The sequence below is a fragment of the Sphingobacterium sp. BN32 genome (assembly GCF_030503615.1).
Classification (GTDB): domain Bacteria; phylum Bacteroidota; class Bacteroidia; order Sphingobacteriales; family Sphingobacteriaceae; genus Sphingobacterium.
In genome coordinates this window covers 3878071-3899237 of the sequence record NZ_CP129963.1, presented here as the reverse complement: position 1 = coordinate 3899237, position 21167 = coordinate 3878071, and the positions used below count along the sequence as shown (strand labels likewise).

21 protein-coding genes are annotated in these 21167 nt (G+C 41.9%); 19 read left to right on the top strand and 2 right to left on the bottom strand.

Translation table 11 applies throughout. The features are described from left to right. The first annotated feature begins 255 nt into the window (after positions 1 to 255). From QYC40_RS16535 to QYC40_RS16525, 3 genes are all read left to right on the top strand, one after another. Entirely contained in the window at positions 256 to 1014 is a 759-nt protein-coding gene (locus QYC40_RS16535; protein WP_301991293.1) for a hypothetical protein, read from the top strand. 98 nt (positions 1015 to 1112) lie between these two features. Then, positions 1113 to 3356: a TonB-dependent siderophore receptor gene (locus tag QYC40_RS16530; RefSeq protein WP_301991292.1), complete on the top strand. Its 2244-nt coding sequence runs from the start codon at positions 1113 to 1115 to the stop codon at positions 3354 to 3356. Positions 3357 to 3371: 15 nt separating this feature from the next. Continuing rightward, on the top strand, positions 3372 to 4250 hold the full coding sequence (locus QYC40_RS16525; protein WP_301991291.1) for a DUF4249 family protein: 879 nt from the start codon (positions 3372 to 3374) through the stop codon (positions 4248 to 4250). 116 nt (positions 4251 to 4366) lie between these two features. Here the strand turns inward: QYC40_RS16525 and QYC40_RS16520 are convergent, their stop codons facing one another. Further along, complete coding sequence (locus tag QYC40_RS16520; RefSeq protein ID WP_301991290.1) at positions 4367 to 5224, bottom strand: M23 family metallopeptidase; 858 nt, start codon at positions 5222 to 5224, stop codon at positions 4367 to 4369. 128 nt (positions 5225 to 5352) lie between these two features. On the opposite strand from QYC40_RS16520, the gene mutY reads away from it, so the two are divergent. From mutY to QYC40_RS16440, 16 genes are all read left to right on the top strand, one after another. Beyond that, positions 5353 to 6396, top strand: a complete 1044-nt coding sequence (gene mutY, locus QYC40_RS16515) for an A/G-specific adenine glycosylase (protein WP_301991289.1) — start codon at positions 5353 to 5355, stop codon at positions 6394 to 6396. A 31-nt stretch (positions 6397 to 6427) separates the two neighbouring features. Further along, positions 6428 to 6877 (top strand): single-stranded DNA-binding protein, encoded by a 450-nt coding sequence (locus QYC40_RS16510; RefSeq protein WP_301991288.1) that lies wholly within the window; start codon positions 6428 to 6430, stop codon positions 6875 to 6877. A gap of 64 nt (positions 6878 to 6941) precedes the next feature. Next, complete coding sequence (gene pheS, locus QYC40_RS16505; protein ID WP_301991287.1) at positions 6942 to 7982, top strand: phenylalanine--tRNA ligase subunit alpha; 1041 nt, start codon at positions 6942 to 6944, stop codon at positions 7980 to 7982. A gap of 67 nt (positions 7983 to 8049) precedes the next feature. Continuing rightward, entirely contained in the window at positions 8050 to 8625 is a 576-nt protein-coding gene (locus tag QYC40_RS16500; RefSeq protein WP_260041017.1) for a TetR/AcrR family transcriptional regulator, read from the top strand. Between the two features lie 322 nt (positions 8626 to 8947). Beyond that, positions 8948 to 10357, top strand: coding sequence for a 23S rRNA (uracil(1939)-C(5))-methyltransferase RlmD (gene rlmD, locus QYC40_RS16495; RefSeq protein ID WP_301991286.1), 1410 nt, complete (start codon positions 8948 to 8950; stop codon positions 10355 to 10357). After that, entirely contained in the window at positions 10357 to 10749 is a 393-nt protein-coding gene (locus tag QYC40_RS16490) for a hypothetical protein (protein WP_301991285.1), read from the top strand. Before rlmD ends, QYC40_RS16490 begins: the two co-directional genes overlap by 1 nt. A gap of 64 nt (positions 10750 to 10813) precedes the next feature. Beyond that, a complete protein-coding gene (locus tag QYC40_RS16485) occupies positions 10814 to 11572 on the top strand; it encodes a hypothetical protein (RefSeq protein ID WP_301991284.1) in 759 nt (252 codons plus the stop codon). A gap of 113 nt (positions 11573 to 11685) precedes the next feature. Then, on the top strand, positions 11686 to 12381 hold the full coding sequence (locus QYC40_RS16480) for an OmpA family protein (protein ID WP_301991283.1): 696 nt from the start codon (positions 11686 to 11688) through the stop codon (positions 12379 to 12381). A gap of 226 nt (positions 12382 to 12607) precedes the next feature. Continuing rightward, the gene (miaB, locus tag QYC40_RS16475) at positions 12608 to 14041 is read left to right on the top strand and encodes a tRNA (N6-isopentenyl adenosine(37)-C2)-methylthiotransferase MiaB (protein ID WP_301991281.1); all 1434 of its coding nucleotides are present in this window, start codon (positions 12608 to 12610) and stop codon (positions 14039 to 14041) included. 23 nt (positions 14042 to 14064) lie between these two features. Continuing rightward, positions 14065 to 15336: a sigma-54-dependent Fis family transcriptional regulator gene (locus QYC40_RS16470; RefSeq protein ID WP_301991280.1), complete on the top strand. Its 1272-nt coding sequence runs from the start codon at positions 14065 to 14067 to the stop codon at positions 15334 to 15336. 12 nt (positions 15337 to 15348) lie between these two features. Continuing rightward, positions 15349 to 15873, top strand: coding sequence for an LptE family protein (locus QYC40_RS16465; protein ID WP_301991279.1), 525 nt, complete (start codon positions 15349 to 15351; stop codon positions 15871 to 15873). Positions 15874 to 15890: 17 nt separating this feature from the next. After that, positions 15891 to 17057, top strand: a complete 1167-nt coding sequence (locus QYC40_RS16460; protein WP_301991278.1) for a hypothetical protein — start codon at positions 15891 to 15893, stop codon at positions 17055 to 17057. 14 nt (positions 17058 to 17071) lie between these two features. Then, positions 17072 to 17446 carry a preprotein translocase subunit SecG gene (gene secG / locus QYC40_RS16455; RefSeq protein WP_301991276.1) on the top strand — a complete coding sequence of 125 codons (375 nt, stop codon included), beginning with the start codon at positions 17072 to 17074 and terminating at the stop codon, positions 17444 to 17446. Between the two features lie 268 nt (positions 17447 to 17714). Then, positions 17715 to 17990 (top strand): co-chaperone GroES, encoded by a 276-nt coding sequence (gene groES / locus QYC40_RS16450; RefSeq protein WP_153512622.1) that lies wholly within the window; start codon positions 17715 to 17717, stop codon positions 17988 to 17990. A gap of 89 nt (positions 17991 to 18079) precedes the next feature. Next, positions 18080 to 19717: a chaperonin GroEL gene (gene groL, locus QYC40_RS16445; RefSeq protein WP_301991274.1), complete on the top strand. Its 1638-nt coding sequence runs from the start codon at positions 18080 to 18082 to the stop codon at positions 19715 to 19717. 117 nt (positions 19718 to 19834) lie between these two features. Beyond that, positions 19835 to 20635 (top strand): zinc-dependent peptidase, encoded by an 801-nt coding sequence (locus QYC40_RS16440; protein WP_301991273.1) that lies wholly within the window; start codon positions 19835 to 19837, stop codon positions 20633 to 20635. A gap of 3 nt (positions 20636 to 20638) precedes the next feature. Here the strand turns inward: QYC40_RS16440 and QYC40_RS16435 are convergent, their stop codons facing one another. Further along, a complete protein-coding gene (locus QYC40_RS16435; protein WP_301991272.1) occupies positions 20639 to 21145 on the bottom strand; it encodes a hypothetical protein in 507 nt (168 codons plus the stop codon). Between the last annotated feature and the right edge of the window lie 22 nt (positions 21146 to 21167).

The following is a 21167-nucleotide window of genomic DNA, read 5'->3' as shown; positions in this document are numbered from 1 at the left end:
TGGGTTTGTATTGGGTTATCATTGGGTTTAAAAGGGGACTGTGTTGAAGAAGGGGTGTAGAAGTTTCATCTTTCTGTTGAATCAAATAATACTGAGTTCTTGAAAACTCTTGGATGGAAGAAGATGTCTTTTCGTTTGGATTAAGGTTATTTCCCAAAATAGAGAAAAAATATTTTGCTAATAGAAGCTATTTAGTTAGTTTTGATATGCGTAATAATTAATTAGTTTAATTAACGTTTAGATAACAGTGTGATTATGGAAAATAGCCGCTCATTAGTTTTATTCTTATCAGCAATTGGTCTACTGTTTTGCAACTTAGCATCAGCCCAAAATAAACCTAAATGTTATGTAAGTGCCGGTGCTGGAGCAACCACAGTTCGGGGTTTTAATACGTCATTTGCTGATCTCCAATATAGTGTCAGGGAAGCTGATGCTTCAATCGATTATCAGCTGAACAGTAAGCCCGGTATTCTGATCAACGGGGGAGCCGGACTTTCGGGGACATTTGAGCAAGATGGTATCATTGGATGGGATGTGGGCTTAAACGTGCAAAGTGCAGGTTTCGGGTTGACGGCGGAATTGCTTGACCGTAAGGGGGAGCTTTCCAGTTTTTATCGGGATATGTTGCCCGAATTCGGAAAAACAAAGAATTTTCGGTATTGGGCACTTCATATGCCAGTATCTATTACTTACCTCCCATTCGAATACATAGGGTTTAAAGTTGGGGCTGACCTGTATTATCAGTTCTCCTCGAATATCACCGATAGCGAGTTTCCTTATGGAAGTTTGGGTAGGGCAATGGGTCTATCTTATTATACAGCAAAATATCAACATCCGTTTCAGCTCGGCGCCCATATCGGTGTATTTGCACCTATCAATGAGCAGTTGAGGATAGACCTGGACGCCTTTACGGACATAACCCCGAGATTGAATATTAATCCTGCCACCTCAAAGGATGATTTTAAATTCAGGGAAATGGGTGTCAGGCTGAATACACGTTATTATCTAAAATGATAAGATCTGGGCACTTCTTTTTTATAGCATCCTTCCTTGCTATATTATTTTTTATTAATCCGCCTAAGCTTAGAGCCCAAGTTAAGATTGTTATTAATGTGAGCGACACCCGTAGCGGAGTTCCGATCGAAAACGCAAATGTGACTAACCTGGAAACAGGTATAACCCGGACAACGGATGTCGGTGGAAATTGCTTGACTACGGTTTCCGATAAAACACGGCTTTCCATCTCGCATGTTTCATATCGGGATACGATTATTGAAGTGTCTGCGGATCACAAGCAGATATATGTGAGACTGTCCTCATTGGAGCTAAATATAGTTGAGGTCTATGCTGACCAACCGTTTAATAAAAAAGCTGCTCTTGGTGTAAACCGCGTTTCACTCCCTTTTTTAACGGCTACCCCATCTTTTCTGGGGGAACCTGACATATTAAAAGGCTTAACGTTCCTGCCGGGCGTTACAGATGGAAAGGAGGGATATTCGCATCTCTTTGTGCGCGGAGGCGAGCAGGACCAGAACCAGATCCTGCTTGATGGAGCTACGATGTTGAACGTGAACCATATCGGCGGATATATTTCTATGTTTCAGCCAGAGCTCGTCGGAGGGGTAGATTTTTATAAGAACTACTGGCCATCCAAATTTGGAGGCCGCCTATCTTCCGTGCTGGACATACGGACGAAGGAAGGAAATTACAAAGAGCATCATCAATCTTTTCAGTTTAGCCTGATTTCGCCCAAGTTCAGTGCTAGCGGACCCCTGATTAAGGATCGATTGAGCTATCACGTAGGGATGCGCAGAACAATTGTTGATCTGGCAACCGGCGCTATAGCAAGGAAAATACGAAGAGGCGACCGTACTGGTGATATTGGAAATCTTGTCTCGCAGGACTTGACCATGCGACTGGATGGCCGTTTGTCTGATAAACAGCATATTTCCCTCACCGCACTGCTTGGACGCGATAGACATTCTTTTTTAGAAAACTATCCATCGTACAATGAGCTATCAGAAGATAAATATGGTGTCAAAAATGAGCTTCTCGCACTAAATTACAGGATTAATCTCGTACCGACCACTTCGCTGAATGCACATGCCAGTTATTCCAATTATAGACACTTCTACGATATCTATTCGAAAACCAATGATGGGTCGGACTTCGGCGGAATGGACAAAAATAGCATCGAGGTTTCCAGTATATCCGGTAACAGTGTCCGTTCCATCAAATTTAATATCCATGGGAAGACACAGGTTAGTGACGCGCTAGACTTAAATTACGGTATAGAGCGGGAAGAATTTCAATACGGGATCTACCTGAGGCGGGGGGAAGCAGTTGACGGAGGGATAATCAGTGATTATTACCGGGATATGGATACGCGCGATGTTGACAATACAGCGCTGTCGGCAGATTTTTCGTACAGAATGACTGAGCGGTTCCGAGTCAATTCAGGCATCAGGATTTCCAGATATGGGCATGAACGGTCTGGCACTTGGCTATCGGAACCGAAGATCCTTCTGACCTATGAGCTCGATGATAGGTCGACAATTAACGCCGCTTTTAATATGCAGCGTCAGAGCGCTATGCTGTTAGGCTTTACGGACGATATGGGGCGTTTTAGGGAGTTTTATATAGCAAATGACGGTATCTTAGCTCCGTCATTGTCCAAGCAATGGTCAATCGGATATTTTCGTAATCCAAAAGGCTTATTGGACAACATGTCCATCGAACTCTTCCTTAAGGATCAGTCCGATGTTGTCAAATTTGCACCCTCTACTGATTTTGAGAAAGATGTGGTAGAATATAATGACTTCCTTCATCGGGGTGGAAGAATGAGGACCTATGGGGTAGAAGTTCTTTTGCAGAAGACTACAGGAAAGCTGCACGGTTCATTATCCTATACCTATGCCAAGTCCCAGTCTATGTTCGGGTCACTGAATCAAGGAAATTGGTTCAATTCGGATTTTGATTTTAGGAACTATGTTAACTTTCTGATGATGTACAATTTTGGAAAGGGTTACAGGCTCTCAGGAAGCTGGACCTATAAGACGGGAAGACCATTCACAATGCCTACAAGTATGACCGAAATAGAAGAATGGAGATCGGGCTTTCCTATTATGGGGAATCTTAACAATATGCGCCTGCCGGCCTTCCATCGGCTGGATGTCAATATTGAACGGAAATGGAAGACTAGAAAGGGGAATACAAGATGGTTTGGGATAGGTCTTTATAATGTCTATAATCGGGTAAATCCCTTCTTCGCACAGCCTTCGGATATTCCCGGAAAGTTGGAAGTCACAGGGATGTTCCCTATCATGCCTTCCTTCAATATCGGATTTGAACTTTAATACAATAACTGAACTATGATGCTACGAAAGTTTTGTAGAGATATATGGATCGTCATAGGCGTAGCGGTTTCATTCGTTGGATGTACAGACCATAAAACGACTATTCCGTTTGAGTTCCCTGCATATAGTCCTCGCCTGATCGTATTGTCGTCTGTAGGAACTATTTCGGGAGGAGAGGCTGTTGTATCGTGGAGTAGGCCATTGCGAGGTCAGCCAGGTGTTGTACCGGCACTGCCCAAGCTTTCCGTTTTCTTATTGGAAGAAGGTGAGCGCATCATCAAATTCAATGAAGTCCCCGATTCTGTTGGATATTTTGTCATTAACCCAGAAGACATCAGTCCCAAGCTTGGAATTGCTTACTCCATAGAGATACTGATGGAAGAAAAGGCGGAAAGGATCACCTCCGAAAAATGTTATTTGCCAGAGAAGCCGGTCTTGACGGATGTAAATATAGAATTAAACCCGAATCTGCCATCTTTGTATACATTGAATTGGTCGCAAGGAGCAGCCAAGGAAGGGATTGGTGCGACTGCACTATACCCGTTCTTGATTGCTGAAAAAGGAGTTAAGACTACAAAACAGGGGCTTTCGGCATACTTTCTTTCTCCAGAATTCAGATTTACGGACGGAAAGCCGTTGCATGGGAGAACCGGGAGTAAACGCTTTGATCGACAGATAAAAAAAGCTGACGGATCCACCGAACTTGCAAAAGAAGTAGATGTAACACTTGCTTATCTGTCGCCTGATTTGGCCAGATTTAAAAAGGAAATAGATCAACTGGGCTCCCTCGGAGAGGCCATATTTCAGACGGTACGCCCGCTCTATTCCAATATTATTGGAGCAGATGGCATTTTTGGGCTCTATAATGAAACCTCAGTGAGAGCGAATTTCTAGATAGCGGATAAGGTGAGTAAAGACCTTGTAAATTCACAAAAAAAGCATTGAACTTACTGTCCAATGCTTTTTACTTTTGATAAATTATGATAGGTGGTTAGTATTCTTCGACTAACTTAAAATCTTAATGTTTTCTCGGGGTTCAGTTTTGTGCCGTGGCTTAGCAATTCATAATGCAGATGCGGACCTGTTGAGCGGCCGGTATTGCCTAAACCACCGATTGTTTGTCCGGCTTCAACACGTTGTCCTACGCGAACATTTGTTCTGGAAAGGTGTGCATATCTTGTTTCCCATCCGTTGCTGTGTTCTATAATCACTACACGTCCGTACTGGCCTTTGTAGCCTGCATGCACTACCTTGCCTGCAGCGGTCGCTTTAATCGGTTCGCCCGATCTTCCTTTGATGTCGATGCCCGAGTGCATCTCTCTACCTTTATTGGTAAAAGGGTTGCGACGGTATCCAAAGCGCGATGTAATCTTGCCGTGGTGAGGAATTCCTAGGGGAATACCCTCTAATTTCTTGTCTAAATTCTTTAACTCTTTCTTGTAAAACTTGGTTAATTCTTCCAAGTTTATTTCCTCCTCTACAGGTCCTCCGACGTTTTTTATCTTAGGGGCAATATCTTTTAATCCCCTTTTACGCATTTTGGCATTAATTTGGTTAAGAGTACTATCGATAGCGTCAAATGATTTCTGGACTTGCTCCATACTCATTTGATTTGAGGCTTCCTCCGTTGCTAGCGATTGTTTTGCAGCCTCAAGGGCTTTCACTTTTTGAGTTAACTCTTTTTCGTAACGCTCGCTTGTGTTTTTCGTAGCGAGGTAAACGATAGTTCCGCAGGCGAGGCAAATCAATAGAACGCCCAAGCCAAGAACTCTTTTCCAGTTTTTTACTATAAAAGTAGGAACCTGGATCTTGCGATCAGAATCTCCGTTGGCATCTAGAATAACAACGGAAGTCTTTTGTTTAATCATACTTTTTACTTCTCTAAATACTGCTAGTCGAATTGCTAATTTATAGCAACTCCTAAATATTTAAGGATTTTTTAACATTTAATAACTTTAGACTTAACGTTTCTTAGAATAATTTTCATCTTTGCATTATGTCATTTTCAGCACGTATACTCGATTGGTATCAAGACCATAAAAGAGCACTACCATGGCGGGAAACAAAGAATCCTTACATTATTTGGCTTTCAGAAATCATCCTCCAGCAGACGAGAGTCGAGCAGGGGACACCATATTTTTTTAAATTTGTAGAGGAATATCCAAATGTAACAAAATTTGCTGCCGCCGAGGAGGAGAACATCCTTCGACTATGGCAGGGTTTGGGGTACTACTCGCGCGCTCGAAATATGCATAAGGCTGCTAAACAGGTTGTTGATTTGTATGCCGGGGTTTTTCCGACCCATTATATCGAGCTTTTGTCGCTGCCCGGAGTGGGCGAATATACTGCTGCAGCGATCGCTTCATTCGCTGAAAATCACCCACATGCCGTGTTAGATGGCAATGTTTTCCGGGTTTTATCACGTTATTTCGGAATTGAAGAGCCTATCAATTCGACCGCAGGGAAGAAGTTATTTTCCAAGCTTGCTGATGAGATGCTGGATCGGGAGCATCCCGGTGAATATAATCAGGCGATGATGGATTTTGGCGCAATGCAATGCAAGCCTAAGAACCCAGACTGCAGTATTTGTCCATTGCAGGTCGATTGTGTTGCGTTTGCTCAAGGATTACAAGGGGAACTTCCTAAGAAACTGAAAGGAAAAAAAAGTCGCGATCGTTATTTCCATTATTTCTTAGCGGAGCGTGATGGAGCCATCCTCATGTCGCAGCGTCCGGAGGGCGATGTTTGGACAAACCTTTTCGAGTTTCCGATGTTAGAAACGAGTGCGATGCTCTCGCTTGACGAATTGCAAGCATCCACTGCTTTTCGTGATATTTTTGGTGATGCACAGCTCATCCCCATAGAGGGGGTACAGAAGCATGTCCTTAGTCATCAGAATATTTATGCCCGCTTTTATAAGTTGGGAAATATCGATACAGATATAGCGAAAAAAAGCAATTGGAATTATTATTTGTTGGAAAATTTAGATAAATTAGCTAAACATAAACTGATTAGCTCCTTCGTTGAGCGATATTTTTAGTGCTAACTAATCCTAAATTATTGATTATTGTATGTCTGGTGTAAACAAAGTAATTTTAGTAGGGCATCTAGGTAAAGACCCTGAGATCCGTTATTTAGAAGGTAATGTAAGCGTGGCGAGTTTTCCCTTGGCAACTTCCGAGACCTTTAGTAAAGACGGGAAGCGTATTGAGCAAACGGAGTGGCATAATATCGTTCTATGGCGTGGCCTTGCAGACGTTGCGGTAAAGTACCTAAGCAAGGGTAAATTGGTTTATATCGAGGGGAAATTAAGAACCCGTTCCTATGAAGATAAAGAAGGTATCCGTCGGTATACGACCGAAATTGTTGCCGAGAGCTTTAACCTATTAGGACGTCGATCAGACTTCGAACCGCAAAATCCACAAGGATCGTCTACCGCTACATCTACCACTGAAGCTGAAAAAGAACAATCTGTTGATTTTACGGAGAATAATGATGATAATGATGGCTTGCCATTTTAACATTTGCCTAATTAATTACCTGAGCATATCATAAACTTTTTAAAAATTGCTGTATCTTTGGCGCATGTTGCAAGATAAAATAACGCAGTATACCCAAGAGATTGAAGCATTTGCTCCAAATTCGGCGCAAGATGTGGAGGCATTCCGTCTTAAGTTTTTAGTGTCGAAAGGCATCGTAAAGAGTTTATTCGAAGAGTTCAAAACCGTTTCATCAGAAGAGAAGCGCGTTTTGGGTAAAGTATTGAATGAATTCAAACAATTAGCTGAAAACAAATTTAAGGAAGCTTCAGAGCAATTTGAGAATGCAGCGGATAGCGGTCAGAGTAAAAAGGAAGGCGATCTTACCTTACCGGGCGAGGGTTTCCAACTTGGTTCAAGACATCCATTATCCTTAGTGCGCAAAGAAATCGTGGAGATCTTTAAGAAATTAGGTTTCGTTGTTGCCGAAGGTAATGATATTGAAGATGATTGGCATAACTTCTCGGCATTAAATTTTGCTCCGGAGCACCCGGCGCGTGATATGCAGGATACTTTCTTTGTGAAGAAACAAGATGGTAATGATGTGGTATTGCGTACGCATACTTCTTCGGTACAGGTTCGATTGATGGAAAATGGACAACCTCCATTCCGCGCGATTATGCCTGGGCGTGTTTATCGTAATGAAGCTATTTCTGCTCGTGCACACTGTTTCTTCCATCAGGTGGAAGGTTTGTATGTAGACGAGGAAGTTTCATTTGCAGATTTAAAGCAGACCTTATATCACTTTGTGAAAGAGTTGTATGGCGATGATACGAAAGTGCGTTTCCGTCCTTCTTATTTCCCTTTTACCGAGCCTTCGGCAGAGATGGATATCTCTTGTACGATCTGTAAAGGTGCCGGCTGCCAGATGTGTAAGCAATCGGGTTGGGTAGAAATCTTAGGCTGTGGTATGGTGGATCCAAATGTATTGGAGAACTGTGGTATCGACAGCAAGAAATATTCGGGTTATGCATTCGGTATGGGTATCGAACGTATCACCAACTTGAAATATGAGATTCGCGACTTAAGGCTATTCTCGGAAAATGATGTTCGTTTCTTGTCTCAATTTGAAACAGAGATCATTTAATAAAAAGAAAATCAAACCTTCTGCTGCCCATACCCTGGGCGGCAGAACTTTATAAACGTTAAACTAGTTGATGGAAGATAAAATAGTCATAGCAATTAAGAAGTCTGCTCGCGAACTTTTTAGAAAGTATGGCTATAACAAAACTAGTGTCAACGAACTCGCCAAAAACGCTTCAATCGCCAAAGCGACCTTTTACAAACATTTTGCTAGCAAGGAACTTATTCTGCACGCCGTCCTGATGGATTACATCGAGGAGAATGTGTCGGACATCCTGAACAAGCATGTCAACGAAAAGGATTTGGCAACCTTTCTGGCGAATACCATCCTCAAAGTCAGCCGTGTTACCTATACGGTTTGTAATGAGTTTGTCGGCTGGGAATTCCTCCGGGAGTCTGCCAATGCGCAGGAGTACCTCAAGATACTCTCGGACGATTTGGAGTTTCTGCTGCTGCGTTCCTTTATGCAGAATGAAACCATCAGCGCCACCATCCCCGAAGAACGCCTCACCTTCCTAATTAAATGCAGCAAGAATATCGTATTCTCCTTCGCCTTTACGGCAGTTTCCGTTGCAGATGTCCGCAAAAACTTTATTTCCTTCCAAAAAGATATGCTTCCTTATTTGGTGGAGGCAACGCTTTTGTAGGTTAGATATAAGATATAAGACATTAGATTTTAGACACTTGGTTTGAAAGGAAAGGTTGTTTTGAACCTTTGTTTAATCAGGAAGGAGAATTTGTCTTGAACCAAGAAAGGAAGGATTTTAGGATTGTCAGGATCGGGTAGAAACGCTTATTCCAAGTTCAAAGACAAGCCCCTACCTTTCCTTCTTCAAAGACAAACCCCCTTTTTGCCTCTTCAAAAACATCCTTTCCATCTATCCTATACTATAAAAAAGTAGCCGCCATACTCTAATGTCTAAAATCTGACATCTAATATCTAATCTAAATCGTATTTTTGCACCCACTATGGGAAGAAGAATTGCTCAAGACAAAAAGTTTATTTCCGATCTGTCGATCATTGACATTGCAGAAGAGGGGAAAGGTGTAGCTAAGCAGGATAATTTAGTTTATTTTATCGAACGTGCTGTGCCTGGTGATGTGGTTGATGTGGAGTTGATGCGCAAGAAGAAAAGCTTTGTTGAGGGTCGTGTGACAGCGATCAAGCAGGCTTCGGAATATCGTGTTGAGCCGTTTTGCTCTCATTTTGGGGTTTGTGGTGGCTGTAAGTGGCAGCATATGACCTATGAGGCGCAACTGAAGTTTAAGGAGCAATATGTTGGAAATGCACTTTCGCGTATCGGGAAGGTTGATGTTTCGGATATGGAGCCGATCTTGGCGTCGGAGCAAACGAGCTACTACCGTAATAAATTAGAATATACTTTTTCGAATAAACGTTGGTTAACGGATTTGGATGATGTGCAGCCGGGCGATTCGATGGATGCTCTAGGGTTCCACGTTCCGGGAAGATTTGATAAGATCTTAACCGTAGACCATTGCTATCTACAACAGGATCCGTCAAACGATCTGCGCAATAGCATCTTTGAATTTGCTAAGGCCAATGAAATCTCTTTTTACGACCTGAAGCAACATGAAGGTGCATTAAGAAACCTGATTATCCGTACTTCTTCAACGGGAGAATTGATGGTTATCGTCGTATTTGCTTATCCGGAAGAAGGACAGGTTGATTTGTTGATGTCTTTCATTCAAGAGAAATTCCCGACGATTACTTCCTTATTATATATTATCAACCAGAAGCGCAACGATACGATCTTCGATCAGGATATTCATATCTATGCCGGTCGTGATTTTATCTATGAGGAAATGGAGGGTTTGAAATTTAAAGTAGGACCGAAGTCATTCTATCAGACCAATTCGCGTCAAGCTTATGAACTTTATAAGATTACGCGCGAGTTTGCGGACTTAAAAGGCGATGAGCTGGTTTACGATTTATATACAGGCGCTGGTACCATCGCAAACTTTGTAGCAAAGACTGCTCGTGAAGTAGTAGGTGTTGAATATGTGCCTACGGCAATTGAGGATGCGAAAGTGAACTCGGCGATCAATGGTATAGCCAATACGAAGTTCTATGCCGGCGATATGAAAGACGTTTTAACAAGCGATTTCATAAAGGAGCATGGTAAACCGGATGTGGTGATTACGGATCCTCCACGTGCTGGGATGCATGCCGATGTGGTAGAGCGCATCCTGGAGATGGAGAGTGAGAAAGTAGTGTATGTAAGTTGTAATGCGGCTACGCAGGCACGCGATCTGGAAATGCTGCAAAGCAAATATGAAGTGGCAAGAATAAAGCCTGTAGATATGTTCCCGCATACACAACATGTGGAGAACGTTGTCTTATTAAAACTGAAGAAATAATGGATTTACAAGATTTACTAAATAAGCCGGAAGGCGAGGGGGAAGCTCCGAAAGGAAAGAGCCCGCTAGTTAGTTTGAAAGCAGATTTAGATTTCTATAAGGAAGCGATTCAAGAGGTTTCTGTAGAGCTGATGGCAGAGGGATATACGTTGTTCCCGATCTTTGTGGCTCATCAGCATGAAGTGGATTTGGGCGAGGTAATTCTAGATCGTCAGGAATTGAATACCGCTTGGACCATCCACGCTAGCTCCTTGGAAGAGTTTATTGAAAAGGGTTTGATTGAAGAGGAAAAGCGGGGCTATTTTGAGAAGAGTTTTAAACCGGCAAATGAATACATGTGTTTATTTGTGATCGTTCCTGAGGGGGCAAACTTCGTTTTCTATCCGTACTAAGCCGATCTATTTTAAACTTTTTAACATTTGCCAGTCTAAACTATTGCTACCTTTAGCGTATTCTATGTATAAGAAAACAAAACATATACTCCTTTTAAGTCTAATGCTATGCCTTGGCTGTGCTTTCTCGTTACATGCGCAGGAGTCGGGGTCTATTTCTGGTTTAGTGTTGGAGAAAGGAACGAGTACTCGAATTAGCGATGTGAATATCAATAACCTAAAGAATGGTCAATCGGCTCGTACAAATGTTTATGGTGTATTTAACATTTTCGCATCGGTCGGCGATACCCTGTCCTTCAATAAGGTGGGATATGGTCCGGTAAAGACTGTCGTTAGAACTCTGGAAGATATTTTAGTCGATTTGCAGTCTGGTTTGACGATAGAAACCGTTGTGGTAACACGTAGCTCAAGAGAAGCGGAAATGCGTGGCTATTTGGACGAGTATAGAAAAAAAGGTGTTTACAACAATGGACAGAATAAGTTCGGGACCTATCTGGCAAGCCCTGCCACAGCACTCTATAATCTATTTGGTCAGGAGGCTAAGAATGCGAAGCGTTTTGAGAAGTACATGAATCAAGAGTTGGAAGCAACGAAGGTCGATCGGATTTTTAATAAAACCTTGGTGACGCAGTTAACGAAGTTGGAAGGCGAAGAATTACAGTCTTTTATGGATCTTTATCGTCCTTCGTATAGCACTGCGCAATACTGGGGACAGTATGATATTATGAGCTACATTACGAGGTCTTTTAAGTCTTGGGATGAACAAGGGCGACCAAAATCTCAACGCCTACCGAAATTAGAGATTCCAGAACAACAAAAATAACCTATTGATTTTCAGTAAATTGGGGTTGGTTGATTTTGTTGCCATGCATTTTGGCATTGGCTTTGCAAATTCATTCCTTATTGAAACAATTAAAAAGTATTAAGATAAAATTTGTGATTATGAAAATGAATAAAAGATTAGCGGTATACGGATTAACAGTTGCAACTTCAGCGATGTTGTTTGCGAGCTGTTCGACTATTCAAAATACAAGTAGCACAACAAAAGGTGCTGTTGTAGGTACTGCTGCTGGTGGTGCTATTGGAGCATTAATCGGGGGTAAAGCTGGTAACACGGCTGTAGGTGCTATCGCTGGTGCTGTTATCGGTGGTGCTGCAGGTACCTTGATCGGTAAGAAAATGGACAAGCAAGCGAAAGAAATCGAGAACACTGTTGCTGGTGCTGAAGTAGAGCAAGTTGGTGAAGGTATCTTGGTTAAATTTGACTCAGGTATTTTATTCGACTTCAACAGTACTGCTTTGAAATCTAGCGCTAAAGCTAACATTGCGAAATTAGTAGAAACTTTAAATAAAGAGCCTGATACTGAAATCTTAGTATTAGGACATACAGACAACGTTGGTACGCTTCAGGCTAACCAAAAGGTTTCTGATGGCCGTGCGGCATCTGTAAAATCATACGCTGTATCACAAGGTCTAGCAAGCGGACGTATCAAAACTGAAGGTAAGAACTACTCAGAGCCAATTGCATCTAACGATACAGAAACTGGTAGAGCAGAAAACCGTCGCGTGGAAATCGTTATCGTAGCGAGCAAGAAAATGCAACAAGAGGCTAAGCAAGAAGTTGGTCAATAAGAGTCAACTCTTGATATATAGAAAAGGCGTATCATTGGATACGCCTTTTTTATTGTGCTGTATTATTCTGAACGTCATTAATTTCAAAGGTAGTTAACAACTTTTTCGTCGCTTTTCTTGTCTCAAATTGATACATCAAACTTTTTGTTAAATTTTAGTCAACTGCTGACAAACTGTCATTTCTTTTCGTTTTTATTACTAACTTTGTACTCTTTGAAAATTGACTATGCTAGAGTTATCACATACAACGAAAACACACGATGAGACGCGCCAAGGAGAGGCTTTGGAGTTGGTGCCTACCGGAATGTCCAATGGTCGTAAGCTTTACATTGAGAGCTACGGATGCCAGATGAACTTTTCGGATAGCGAGATTGTTGCTTCTATCCTAATGGAAAAAGGGTATGAGACAACACGTGATTATAGGGATGCGGACGTGGTGTTTATCAACACTTGTTCGATACGTGAGAATGCGGAAACCCGCGTTCGTAATCGTCTGAAGGAGTTTGAGTCGGCGAAGGCAAAGAATCCGGGGATGGTTGTAGGCGTTCTAGGTTGTATGGCCGAGCGTTTGAAAGCTAAATTCTTGGAAGAAGAGAAGTTGGTTGACGTCGTTGTGGGACCTGACGCTTATCGCGATCTTCCAAATTTGATTGATAAGGTTGACGAGGGCGGTCGTGCGGTGAATGTTTTATTGTCACGTGAGGAAACTTACGCTGATATTAGCCCGGTTCGCTTGAACTCGAATGGTATCTCGGCTTTCATTTCCATCATGCGTGGTTGTGATAATATGTGTTCTTTCTGTGTGGTGCCTTTTACCAGAGGTCGCGAGCGCAGTAGAGATGCAGAATCTATCGTCAGAGAAGCACAAGGTTTGTTTGACGCTGGTTATAAAGAAGTAACCTTATTGGGTCAGAACGTTGACTCATATAAATATACGCCTCCCGTTGCGGAAGGTGAAGAGGCTAAGCCTACGGTAAACTTTGCGCAATTACTTGCCTTGGTTGCGGAGGTGAGCCCAGAATTGCGTATCAGATTCTCAACGTCGCATCCAAAAGATATTACAGATGAGGTGCTACATACGATGGCACGTTATGATAATATCTGTAAGTATATTCACTTGCCAGTTCAGTCCGGCAACTCTAGGGTATTGGATCTGATGAACAGAACTTACGATAGAGAATGGTATATGGAGCGCGTGGATGCAATTCGTCGTATCATTCCTAGCTGCGGTATTTCTACGGATGTGATTACGGGTTTCTGCACAGAGACGGAAGAAGAACATCAGGATACTTTGTCGATGATGGAATATGTGAAATATGACTTTGCTTATATGTTCGCTTATTCAGAAAGACCAGGTACCTTAGCAGCAAAACGTTATGAGGACGATATCCCGGAAGAGGTGAAGAAGCGCCGCTTGACGGAAGTTGTCGATCTTCAGCGCGAGCATAGCTTATATCGCGTACAGAACTTTGTGGGCAAAGTTCACCGCGTATTGATTGAGGGTTTCTCAAAACGTTCAGATAAAGACTACTGCGGTAGAAATGATCAGAATACGATGGTTGTTTTCCCGGTAGATGAACGCTATAATGTTGGGGACTACGTTAATGTATTAGGAGAAAGCTGTACATCAGCAACATTGATCGGAAAGATCGTAGACTAATATTTCAAAATAGAAGCTTATAAATGGATCATCAGGATATAAAGAATAGGTTTGGAATAATTGGAAATTCACCCTTATTGAATCGTGCAATTGATATTGCACGCCAAGTGGCACCTACCGATATATCGGTTTTGATTCAAGGGGAGAGTGGTTCTGGTAAGGAGGTTTTTTCACATATCATTCATCAGCTGAGCGGCCGCAAGCATGGTCCGTTTATCGCGGTGAACTGTGGAGCCATTCCTGAGGGAACTATCGATTCGGAGCTTTTTGGTCACGAGAAAGGTTCATTTACCGGTGCTCATGAAGCCCGTAAGGGGTACTTTGAAGTGGTCGATGGCGGTACAATCTTTTTAGATGAGGTCGGCGAATTGCCTTTAGGTACGCAAGCTCGTTTGCTTCGTGTATTGGAAAGTGGAGAATATATCCGCGTGGGATCGTCTAAGGTGCAGAAAACAAACGTACGTGTTGTTGCTGCAACGAATGTGGATGTGTATGAGGCGGTAAAGAAAGGTAAGTTCCGTGAGGACTTGTATTACCGTTTGAATACTGTTCCATTGCGTATCCCTTCTTTGCGCGAGCGTAAGGAAGATATCTATCTGCTGTTCCGGAAGTTTGTAGTCGATTTTGCTGATAAATATAGAACTCCGGGTATTCAACTAACACCGGACGCACAAGATTTATTGACCAATTACTCATGGCCGGGGAATGTTCGCCAATTGAAGAATATCGCGGAGCAAATCGCTGTATTGGAAAAAGAACGCGTCGTGACTGCTCAGATATTGAGTAACTATATTCCTATTGAATCTCAAACGACTTTACCTATGCCGGTAAAGGATGCGAATAAAGAGAATTTTTCAGAAAGAGACCTGCTGTACAAAGTGCTTTTCGATATGAGAAAAGACATGGTCGATTTGAAGAAGCTCGTCGTTGAATTGATACAGAATGGTTTCAATCCTGGCACTATTGAGCAGAACTCGCCATATATCAATCAATTATATCAGGAAGTTCGTCCTGCTGCGAATAATATCGTTAATGACGATTATGCGATTGCGCAGCCTCCTACATTGACGATCCATAATCCAAATCAGCCAAATGGCAATAACAGTGATTATTTAACTTATGATACACAAGATGTGGAGGAAGTCGAAGAATCATTATCTTTGGTAGACAAGGAGTCTGATTTGATTAAAAAGGCCCTGAGAAAGCATAAAGGGAAAAGGAAGGCGGCCGCTCAGGAGTTAGGAATCTCAGAACGTACCTTATATAGAAAAATTAAGGATTTAAATCTCGACTAATCTAACAAATTGATGTTTAAGATAAGAGGAATCGCTTTTGGCAGTTTATTAGCCATCATGATGGTCTGCTTGATTCAAGGCTGTGGAGTCAGTTATAGTTTATCCGGAGGATCGATTCCAGAGAACATGAAGACTTATTCTGTAGCATTCTTTGAGAATATTTCTCCTATTGTGAATCCGAATTTCAGTCAGAGCTTCACGGAGAAACTAAAGGAAACCATCCGGACACAATCCCGTTTAAGCCAAGTGAATCAGGATGGCGATGCAGTCTTTGAGGGCGTCATCACCAATTATGCGATTACAGCGGCTGCGGTAGAGTCTAATACGGATTTCGCAGCATTGAACCGTTTAACGGTGACAGTGAAAGTGACTTACAAGAATTCGAAAGACGAAACGGGTGAGAGCGACTTCGAGGAGTCTTTCACACAGTTCAAAGAATTTCGTGGCGATTTCACCAATCAAGAGAATGCTCTTTCCGCAGAGATTGTGAAGATGCTCACCGAAGACATCTTTAATAGGGCTTTTAACAACTGGTAATCTACTTATTGAATACAATGGATCAACTTAATATATTTAGAAAAGCATTGGAGAATCCCCTGGAAGTTAGTGAGGCGGATTTTCAGTACTTGCTTTCCAAATATCCTTATGCTCAACCCATCGTTTTTGCAAATGAACGTAGAAAGCAATTGGAACAACAGCCTGTTGATAAGCAAAAGACTTTGTTGTATGCCTATAATGCTTTCTGGTTGCGGGATTACCTGCAAAAACCGGTAAAGGATATCCCTGAGCTAGAAGTAGATTCTGATGATTACATTAGCTTTGAAGAGGTAGAGAGTCCTGCTATTCCTGCTGAGGGGATGGAAGATAATGCGGAAGTTGAAGATAACTTGCAAGAGGAAATTGCCGAGGAAGAGGACATCGAAGTTGAGGCGGAAGAAACAGTAGAGGAAAGTTCTACAGCAAATGCTTTCGTTGAAGATAAACAGGATGTTGGGGATGATGCAGCGAACGAGGAGACCGAAGAGGAGATAGATGAAAGCCAGCTTTTCGATTATGAGAAGTATGTTCTAGGGGCAAAGCCAAGAAGTACTAGCAGAGTCACTCTGGAAGCGGAGGTAGAGGAGGAAATCGAAGAGGAAGAGCCTGCAACATTAGAAGCTGTCGAAGAAGAACAGGTGGCTAGTTCTGAAGAGGATATCAGCTTATATAATGATGAGTTGATGCCGTATAGCTTCCGTTGGTGGTTATACAAGACTCGTCTTGAGCATGCGGATACTTATCAGCCTTTTGCACAGCCGGTATTCCCGAAACCCCATAAGGGACAGTTTGATCCGCGGAAGTTGGATGAGGCGATTTTAGATCAGCAAATCCGTGAGAATATCTTCCATTTACAAAACCCGGAAGATAAGCTCAGCGAGAAATATCAGAAAGACACGGTAGAGTTTAATCCTGCGGAAGTGAAAGATGAGGTCATCGAGAAGTTCATTCGTGAAGAGCCACAAATTCAGCCTCCGAAAGCGGAAGAAATCAACAACGAAAATAAAGCTAGAAAGAGCTCTGAAGACCACTTGTCTGTTGTAACAGAGACATTAGCAAATATTTACGAAGGACAGGCAATGTACGAGAAAGCGATTTTGGTATTTAAAAAATTAATTTCCGAGAATCCAGAAAAAAAATCGTACTTTGCGACCCGAATTAAAGAATTAGAACAAAAGTTATAAATAGAAATATAAAAATGACAACCTTATTTATTATCCTTATCATTTTAGCGAGCTTATTATTATCGTTTTTCGTATTGATACAGAATCCAAAAGGTGGAGGTTTATCCTCAGGATTTTCAGGCGGAGCTAATTTAATGGGGGTTCAACGTACCGGCGATATTTTAGAAAAAGGTACATGGATCTTAATCATTGCATTAATGGTATTCAGTTTAGCGATCAACATTATGGGTCCATCAGGATCAAATGCTGGTGGTTTAGGTGATCAGATTGAAGCACCTGCTCAAGGTCCTAATCTTAACTTGAATCCTAACGCTAATCCTACTGCTCCTGCAACAGGTACTACAGCACCTGCAACTCAGGCGCCAGCAGCTACAGATTCTACTAAATAAGTTTAGTCTTACTAAAGATATTTACCAAGCCCTGCCCATCCGGACAGGGTTTTTTCTTATGCCTAATAAATAGCCTTAATGACAAGGTAGAGTATATTCCTGATGGTCATTCTGACAGCCTGACACGGCTTAATTTTCGCATATGTCAGTAATTTGTCTTGAAAATGGAAAAATTGGCAAAAAGAAAGTGCTTTTTTTGATTGGCATAGTTACTGATGCCCTACGTACAAATAAGTGAATTAAAAATATAAAAAACTGATATACAATTATGGCTTTAAGTATTAAACCTATCGGAGACAGAGTAGTAGTTGAGCCTGCTCCAGCAGAAGAAAAAACAGCATCAGGTATCTACATCCCTGACACGGCGAAAGAAAAACCATCTCAAGGTACGATCGTTGCAGTAGGTACTGGAAAACCTGAAGAACCTCTTACTGTACAAGTTGGTGATAAAGTATTGTACGGTAAATACGCTGGTACTGAAATTACTTATGAAGGTAAAGAATATTTAATTATGCGTGAAGCTGATATTTACGCAGTTCTGTAATTCAATCAATCAAACATTAACAATCTAACAATAGTAGCAGCGAAGGATTTATCGGCAGCTGTTATTATCTGACTACAATTTTCATAACAATGGCAAAACAAGTAAAATATAACGTTGAAGCGCGCGACGCACTGAAAAAAGGTGTTGATACTTTAGCGAACGCAGTAAAAGTAACTTTAGGACCTAAAGGTCGTAACGTAATTATCGAGAAGAAATTCGGATCACCAGCAATCACGAAAGATGGTGTTTCTGTTGCTAAAGAAATCGAATTGAAAGATGCTTTAGAGAACATGGGTGCTCAAATGGTGAAAGAAGTTGCATCTAAAACTGCTGATCAAGCGGGTGACGGTACAACTACTGCAACGGTATTAGCGCAAGCTATCGTTGCTCCTGGTATCAAATCGGTTGCTGCAGGTGCAAATCCAATGGATTTAAAACGTGGTATCGACAAAGCTGTCGCTGCAGTTGTAAATAACTTGAAAACACAATCTCAAGTAGTTGGTGCTGACAACAACAAAATCAAACAAGTTGCTTCCATCTCTGCAAACAATGACGAAATCATCGGTTCATTAATTGCTGAAGCTATGGAAAAAGTAGGAAATGATGGTGTTATCACTGTCGAAGAAGCAAAAGGTACAGAAACAGAAGTTAAAACTGTTGAAGGTATGCAATTCGATCGTGGATACTTATCTCCATACTTCGTAACAAACTCTGATAAAATGGAAGCGGAATTAGATAGCCCTTACATTTTAATCTACGACAAGAAAATCAGCAACATGAAAGAATTGTTGCCGATCTTGGAAAAACAAGTACAAACAGGAAAACCATTATTAATTATTGCGGAAGATCTAGACGGTGAAGCCTTAGCTACATTAGTAGTTAACAAAATCCGTGGATCACTGAAAGTTGCTGCTGTTAAAGCTCCAGGATTCGGTGACCGTCGTAAAGCGATGTTAGAAGATATCGCAATCTTAACTGGTGGTACTGTTATCTCTGAAGAAAGAGGATATAAATTAGAAAACGCCGAGTTATCTTACTTAGGACAAGCTGAGAAAGTGGTTATCGACAAAGATAACACAACAATCATCAATGGTTCTGGTGTTGCTGAAGATATCAAAGCACGCGTTGCACAAATCCGTTCTCAAATTGAGACGACTACATCTGACTACGATCGTGAGAAACTACAAGAGCGTTTAGCTAAGTTATCAGGTGGTGTTGCGGTATTATATGTAGGTGCAACTACTGAGGTTGAAATGAAAGAGAAGAAAGACCGTGTTGATGATGCTTTACATGCTACTCGCGCAGCAGTAGAAGAAGGTATTGTTGCTGGTGGTGGTGTTGCTTTCATCCGTGCGACTGAAGCATTAAGCGACCTTAAAGGAGACAATGAAGACGAGCAAATCGGTATCGACATTATCAAACGTGCGATCGAAGAGCCATTACGTCAAATCTGTGCTAACGCAGGTATCGAAGGTGCTGTAATCGTTCAAAAAGTAAAAGAAGGATCAGCAGACTTTGGTTACAATGCACGCACTGACAAATACGAAAACTTAATCGCTGCGGGTGTTATCGACCCAACTAAAGTATCTCGTGTAGCCTTAGAAAATGCAGCATCTGTAGCGTCAATGTTATTGACAACAGAATGTGTATTGGCAGACGAGCCTGAAGAAAACATCGGCGGTGCTGGTGCACCTCCAATGGGTGGCGGTATGGGCGGCATGATGTAAGCCCAACAAAATACTATATAAAAAAGCTGTCTCAAAAGGACAGCTTTTTTTTAGCCCTATCTTTTGCTTAGGAAATGCTAAAGAATCCCCTTATTTTAGCTTAACACAATCAACAGCATGGAATACTCACCTATCTTAGTCACCGTTCTTATCTTCGTCTTCGGACTTATCCTCGTTTATTTCGTATGGCGCAATGTTAGCAACAAAAAGGTTGTCAATGCTGTCATTCCCTCCCATGATACCATCTTGAAGGTATTGACCGAGGATGTGAAGTTCTTTACGAAGCTAAATCAGGAGCAGCAAAACACTTTTGTCGACAGGGTGGAGTATTTCCTTAAGACGACTAAGATAAGCGCGGAAAAGGGCGCTAAAATCACAGATGAGCATCGGGTATTGGTTGCTGCCAGTGCCACCATTCCATTATTCCACTTCAATTCCTGGTCGTATGAGAATTTAGATGAGGTGTTGATCTATCCGGAAGTCTTTAACGAAAAATATAATACCCAGGAAGACGAACGCAAAATACTGGGCATGGTAGGGGATGGTGCGATGCATCGCAAGATGATTCTTTCGCTTCCTGCTTTATTAGCCGGCTTTCAGCAGAATTCGAATAATAACACCGCTATTCACGAGTTTGTGCATCTGATCGATAAAGCAGATGGCGAAGTCGATGGTGTTCCGGAATACTTGATCCCCAAAGAACTGATCAACCCCTGGTTGAAGGAGATGCATGAAACGATATCGCTCATACGGAGAGATAAATCAGATATACGCGATTATGCTGCAACCAATCAGGCGGAGTTCCTAGCGGTAGTTTCGGAGTATTTCTTCCAAAAGCCCAAGCAATTAAAAGAAGATCATCCCGAGTTGTATGAGCTTCTCGATGAAATATACAGCGATAAAAAAGACCTGAAATAAAACTTAAATCTCTTTCTGTATTTCTGTTTTCAACTTGCCCTGATATTGTTTGTCGACAAGCAATATGGCTACCGGGCGAACAGTAAAGCTCTGTTTTTCGCCTAGCACTTCTTTGTAGGTTACGGCAATTTCCTCACCTTGCTTTTCCACCGCGATACTATCGATGGTCGGTGTCAGATCGGAGGTCGATGAAATAATAGCGATGACATATTGTTTATCGAAATCAATAGGCGTCGGTTTGCCGTCCTTCCCCATGCTCGCTGCGGGCGAGAACAGATCGTCGAAAGCTGCTTGCGTTTCTATCTTATGAATCCCATTTCGATCTTCCCCAACGGTATTTTTTACAAAATAATTCTGCGCTACGACATAGGGAATCGCATTGTTTGCCGGAGCTTGCGGCTGCTTTGTTTCCACGCTGTCGGAATTTGTTGTTGGGTTTTCTTTCGACTGATTATTGCAGGATGCCAATACTAAAAGCATAGCTGCTAAAGTTTTTAAAATCGCTCTCATAATCGTTATTCCTTTCCTAAAT

Excerpts from the sequence above, each read along its gene's own strand:
- QYC40_RS16525 (WP_301991291.1), top strand. The coding sequence starts at position 3,372 with ATGATGCTACGAAAGTTTTGTAGAGATATATGGATCGTCATAGGCGTA.
- mutY (WP_301991289.1), top strand. The coding sequence starts at position 5,353 with ATGTCATTTTCAGCACGTATACTCGATTGGTATCAAGACCATAAAAGA.
- QYC40_RS16470 (WP_301991280.1), top strand. The coding sequence starts at position 14,065 with ATGGATCATCAGGATATAAAGAATAGGTTTGGAATAATTGGAAATTCA.
- QYC40_RS16440 (WP_301991273.1), top strand. The coding sequence starts at position 19,835 with ATGGAATACTCACCTATCTTAGTCACCGTTCTTATCTTCGTCTTCGGA.
- QYC40_RS16465 (WP_301991279.1), top strand. The coding sequence starts at position 15,349 with ATGTTTAAGATAAGAGGAATCGCTTTTGGCAGTTTATTAGCCATCATG.
- QYC40_RS16435 (WP_301991272.1), bottom strand. The coding sequence starts at position 21,145 with ATGAGAGCGATTTTAAAAACTTTAGCAGCTATGCTTTTAGTATTGGCA.
- miaB (WP_301991281.1), top strand. The coding sequence starts at position 12,608 with ATGCTAGAGTTATCACATACAACGAAAACACACGATGAGACGCGCCAA.
- QYC40_RS16520 (WP_301991290.1), bottom strand. The coding sequence starts at position 5,224 with ATGATTAAACAAAAGACTTCCGTTGTTATTCTAGATGCCAACGGAGAT.
- QYC40_RS16535 (WP_301991293.1), top strand. The coding sequence starts at position 256 with ATGGAAAATAGCCGCTCATTAGTTTTATTCTTATCAGCAATTGGTCTA.
- rlmD (WP_301991286.1), top strand. The coding sequence starts at position 8,948 with ATGGGAAGAAGAATTGCTCAAGACAAAAAGTTTATTTCCGATCTGTCG.
- QYC40_RS16485 (WP_301991284.1), top strand. The coding sequence starts at position 10,814 with ATGTATAAGAAAACAAAACATATACTCCTTTTAAGTCTAATGCTATGC.
- QYC40_RS16510 (WP_301991288.1), top strand. The coding sequence starts at position 6,428 with ATGTCTGGTGTAAACAAAGTAATTTTAGTAGGGCATCTAGGTAAAGAC.
- pheS (WP_301991287.1), top strand. The coding sequence starts at position 6,942 with ATGTTGCAAGATAAAATAACGCAGTATACCCAAGAGATTGAAGCATTT.
- groL (WP_301991274.1), top strand. The coding sequence starts at position 18,080 with ATGGCAAAACAAGTAAAATATAACGTTGAAGCGCGCGACGCACTGAAA.
- QYC40_RS16490 (WP_301991285.1), top strand. The coding sequence starts at position 10,357 with ATGGATTTACAAGATTTACTAAATAAGCCGGAAGGCGAGGGGGAAGCT.
- QYC40_RS16460 (WP_301991278.1), top strand. The coding sequence starts at position 15,891 with ATGGATCAACTTAATATATTTAGAAAAGCATTGGAGAATCCCCTGGAA.
- secG (WP_301991276.1), top strand. The coding sequence starts at position 17,072 with ATGACAACCTTATTTATTATCCTTATCATTTTAGCGAGCTTATTATTA.
- groES (WP_153512622.1), top strand. The coding sequence starts at position 17,715 with ATGGCTTTAAGTATTAAACCTATCGGAGACAGAGTAGTAGTTGAGCCT.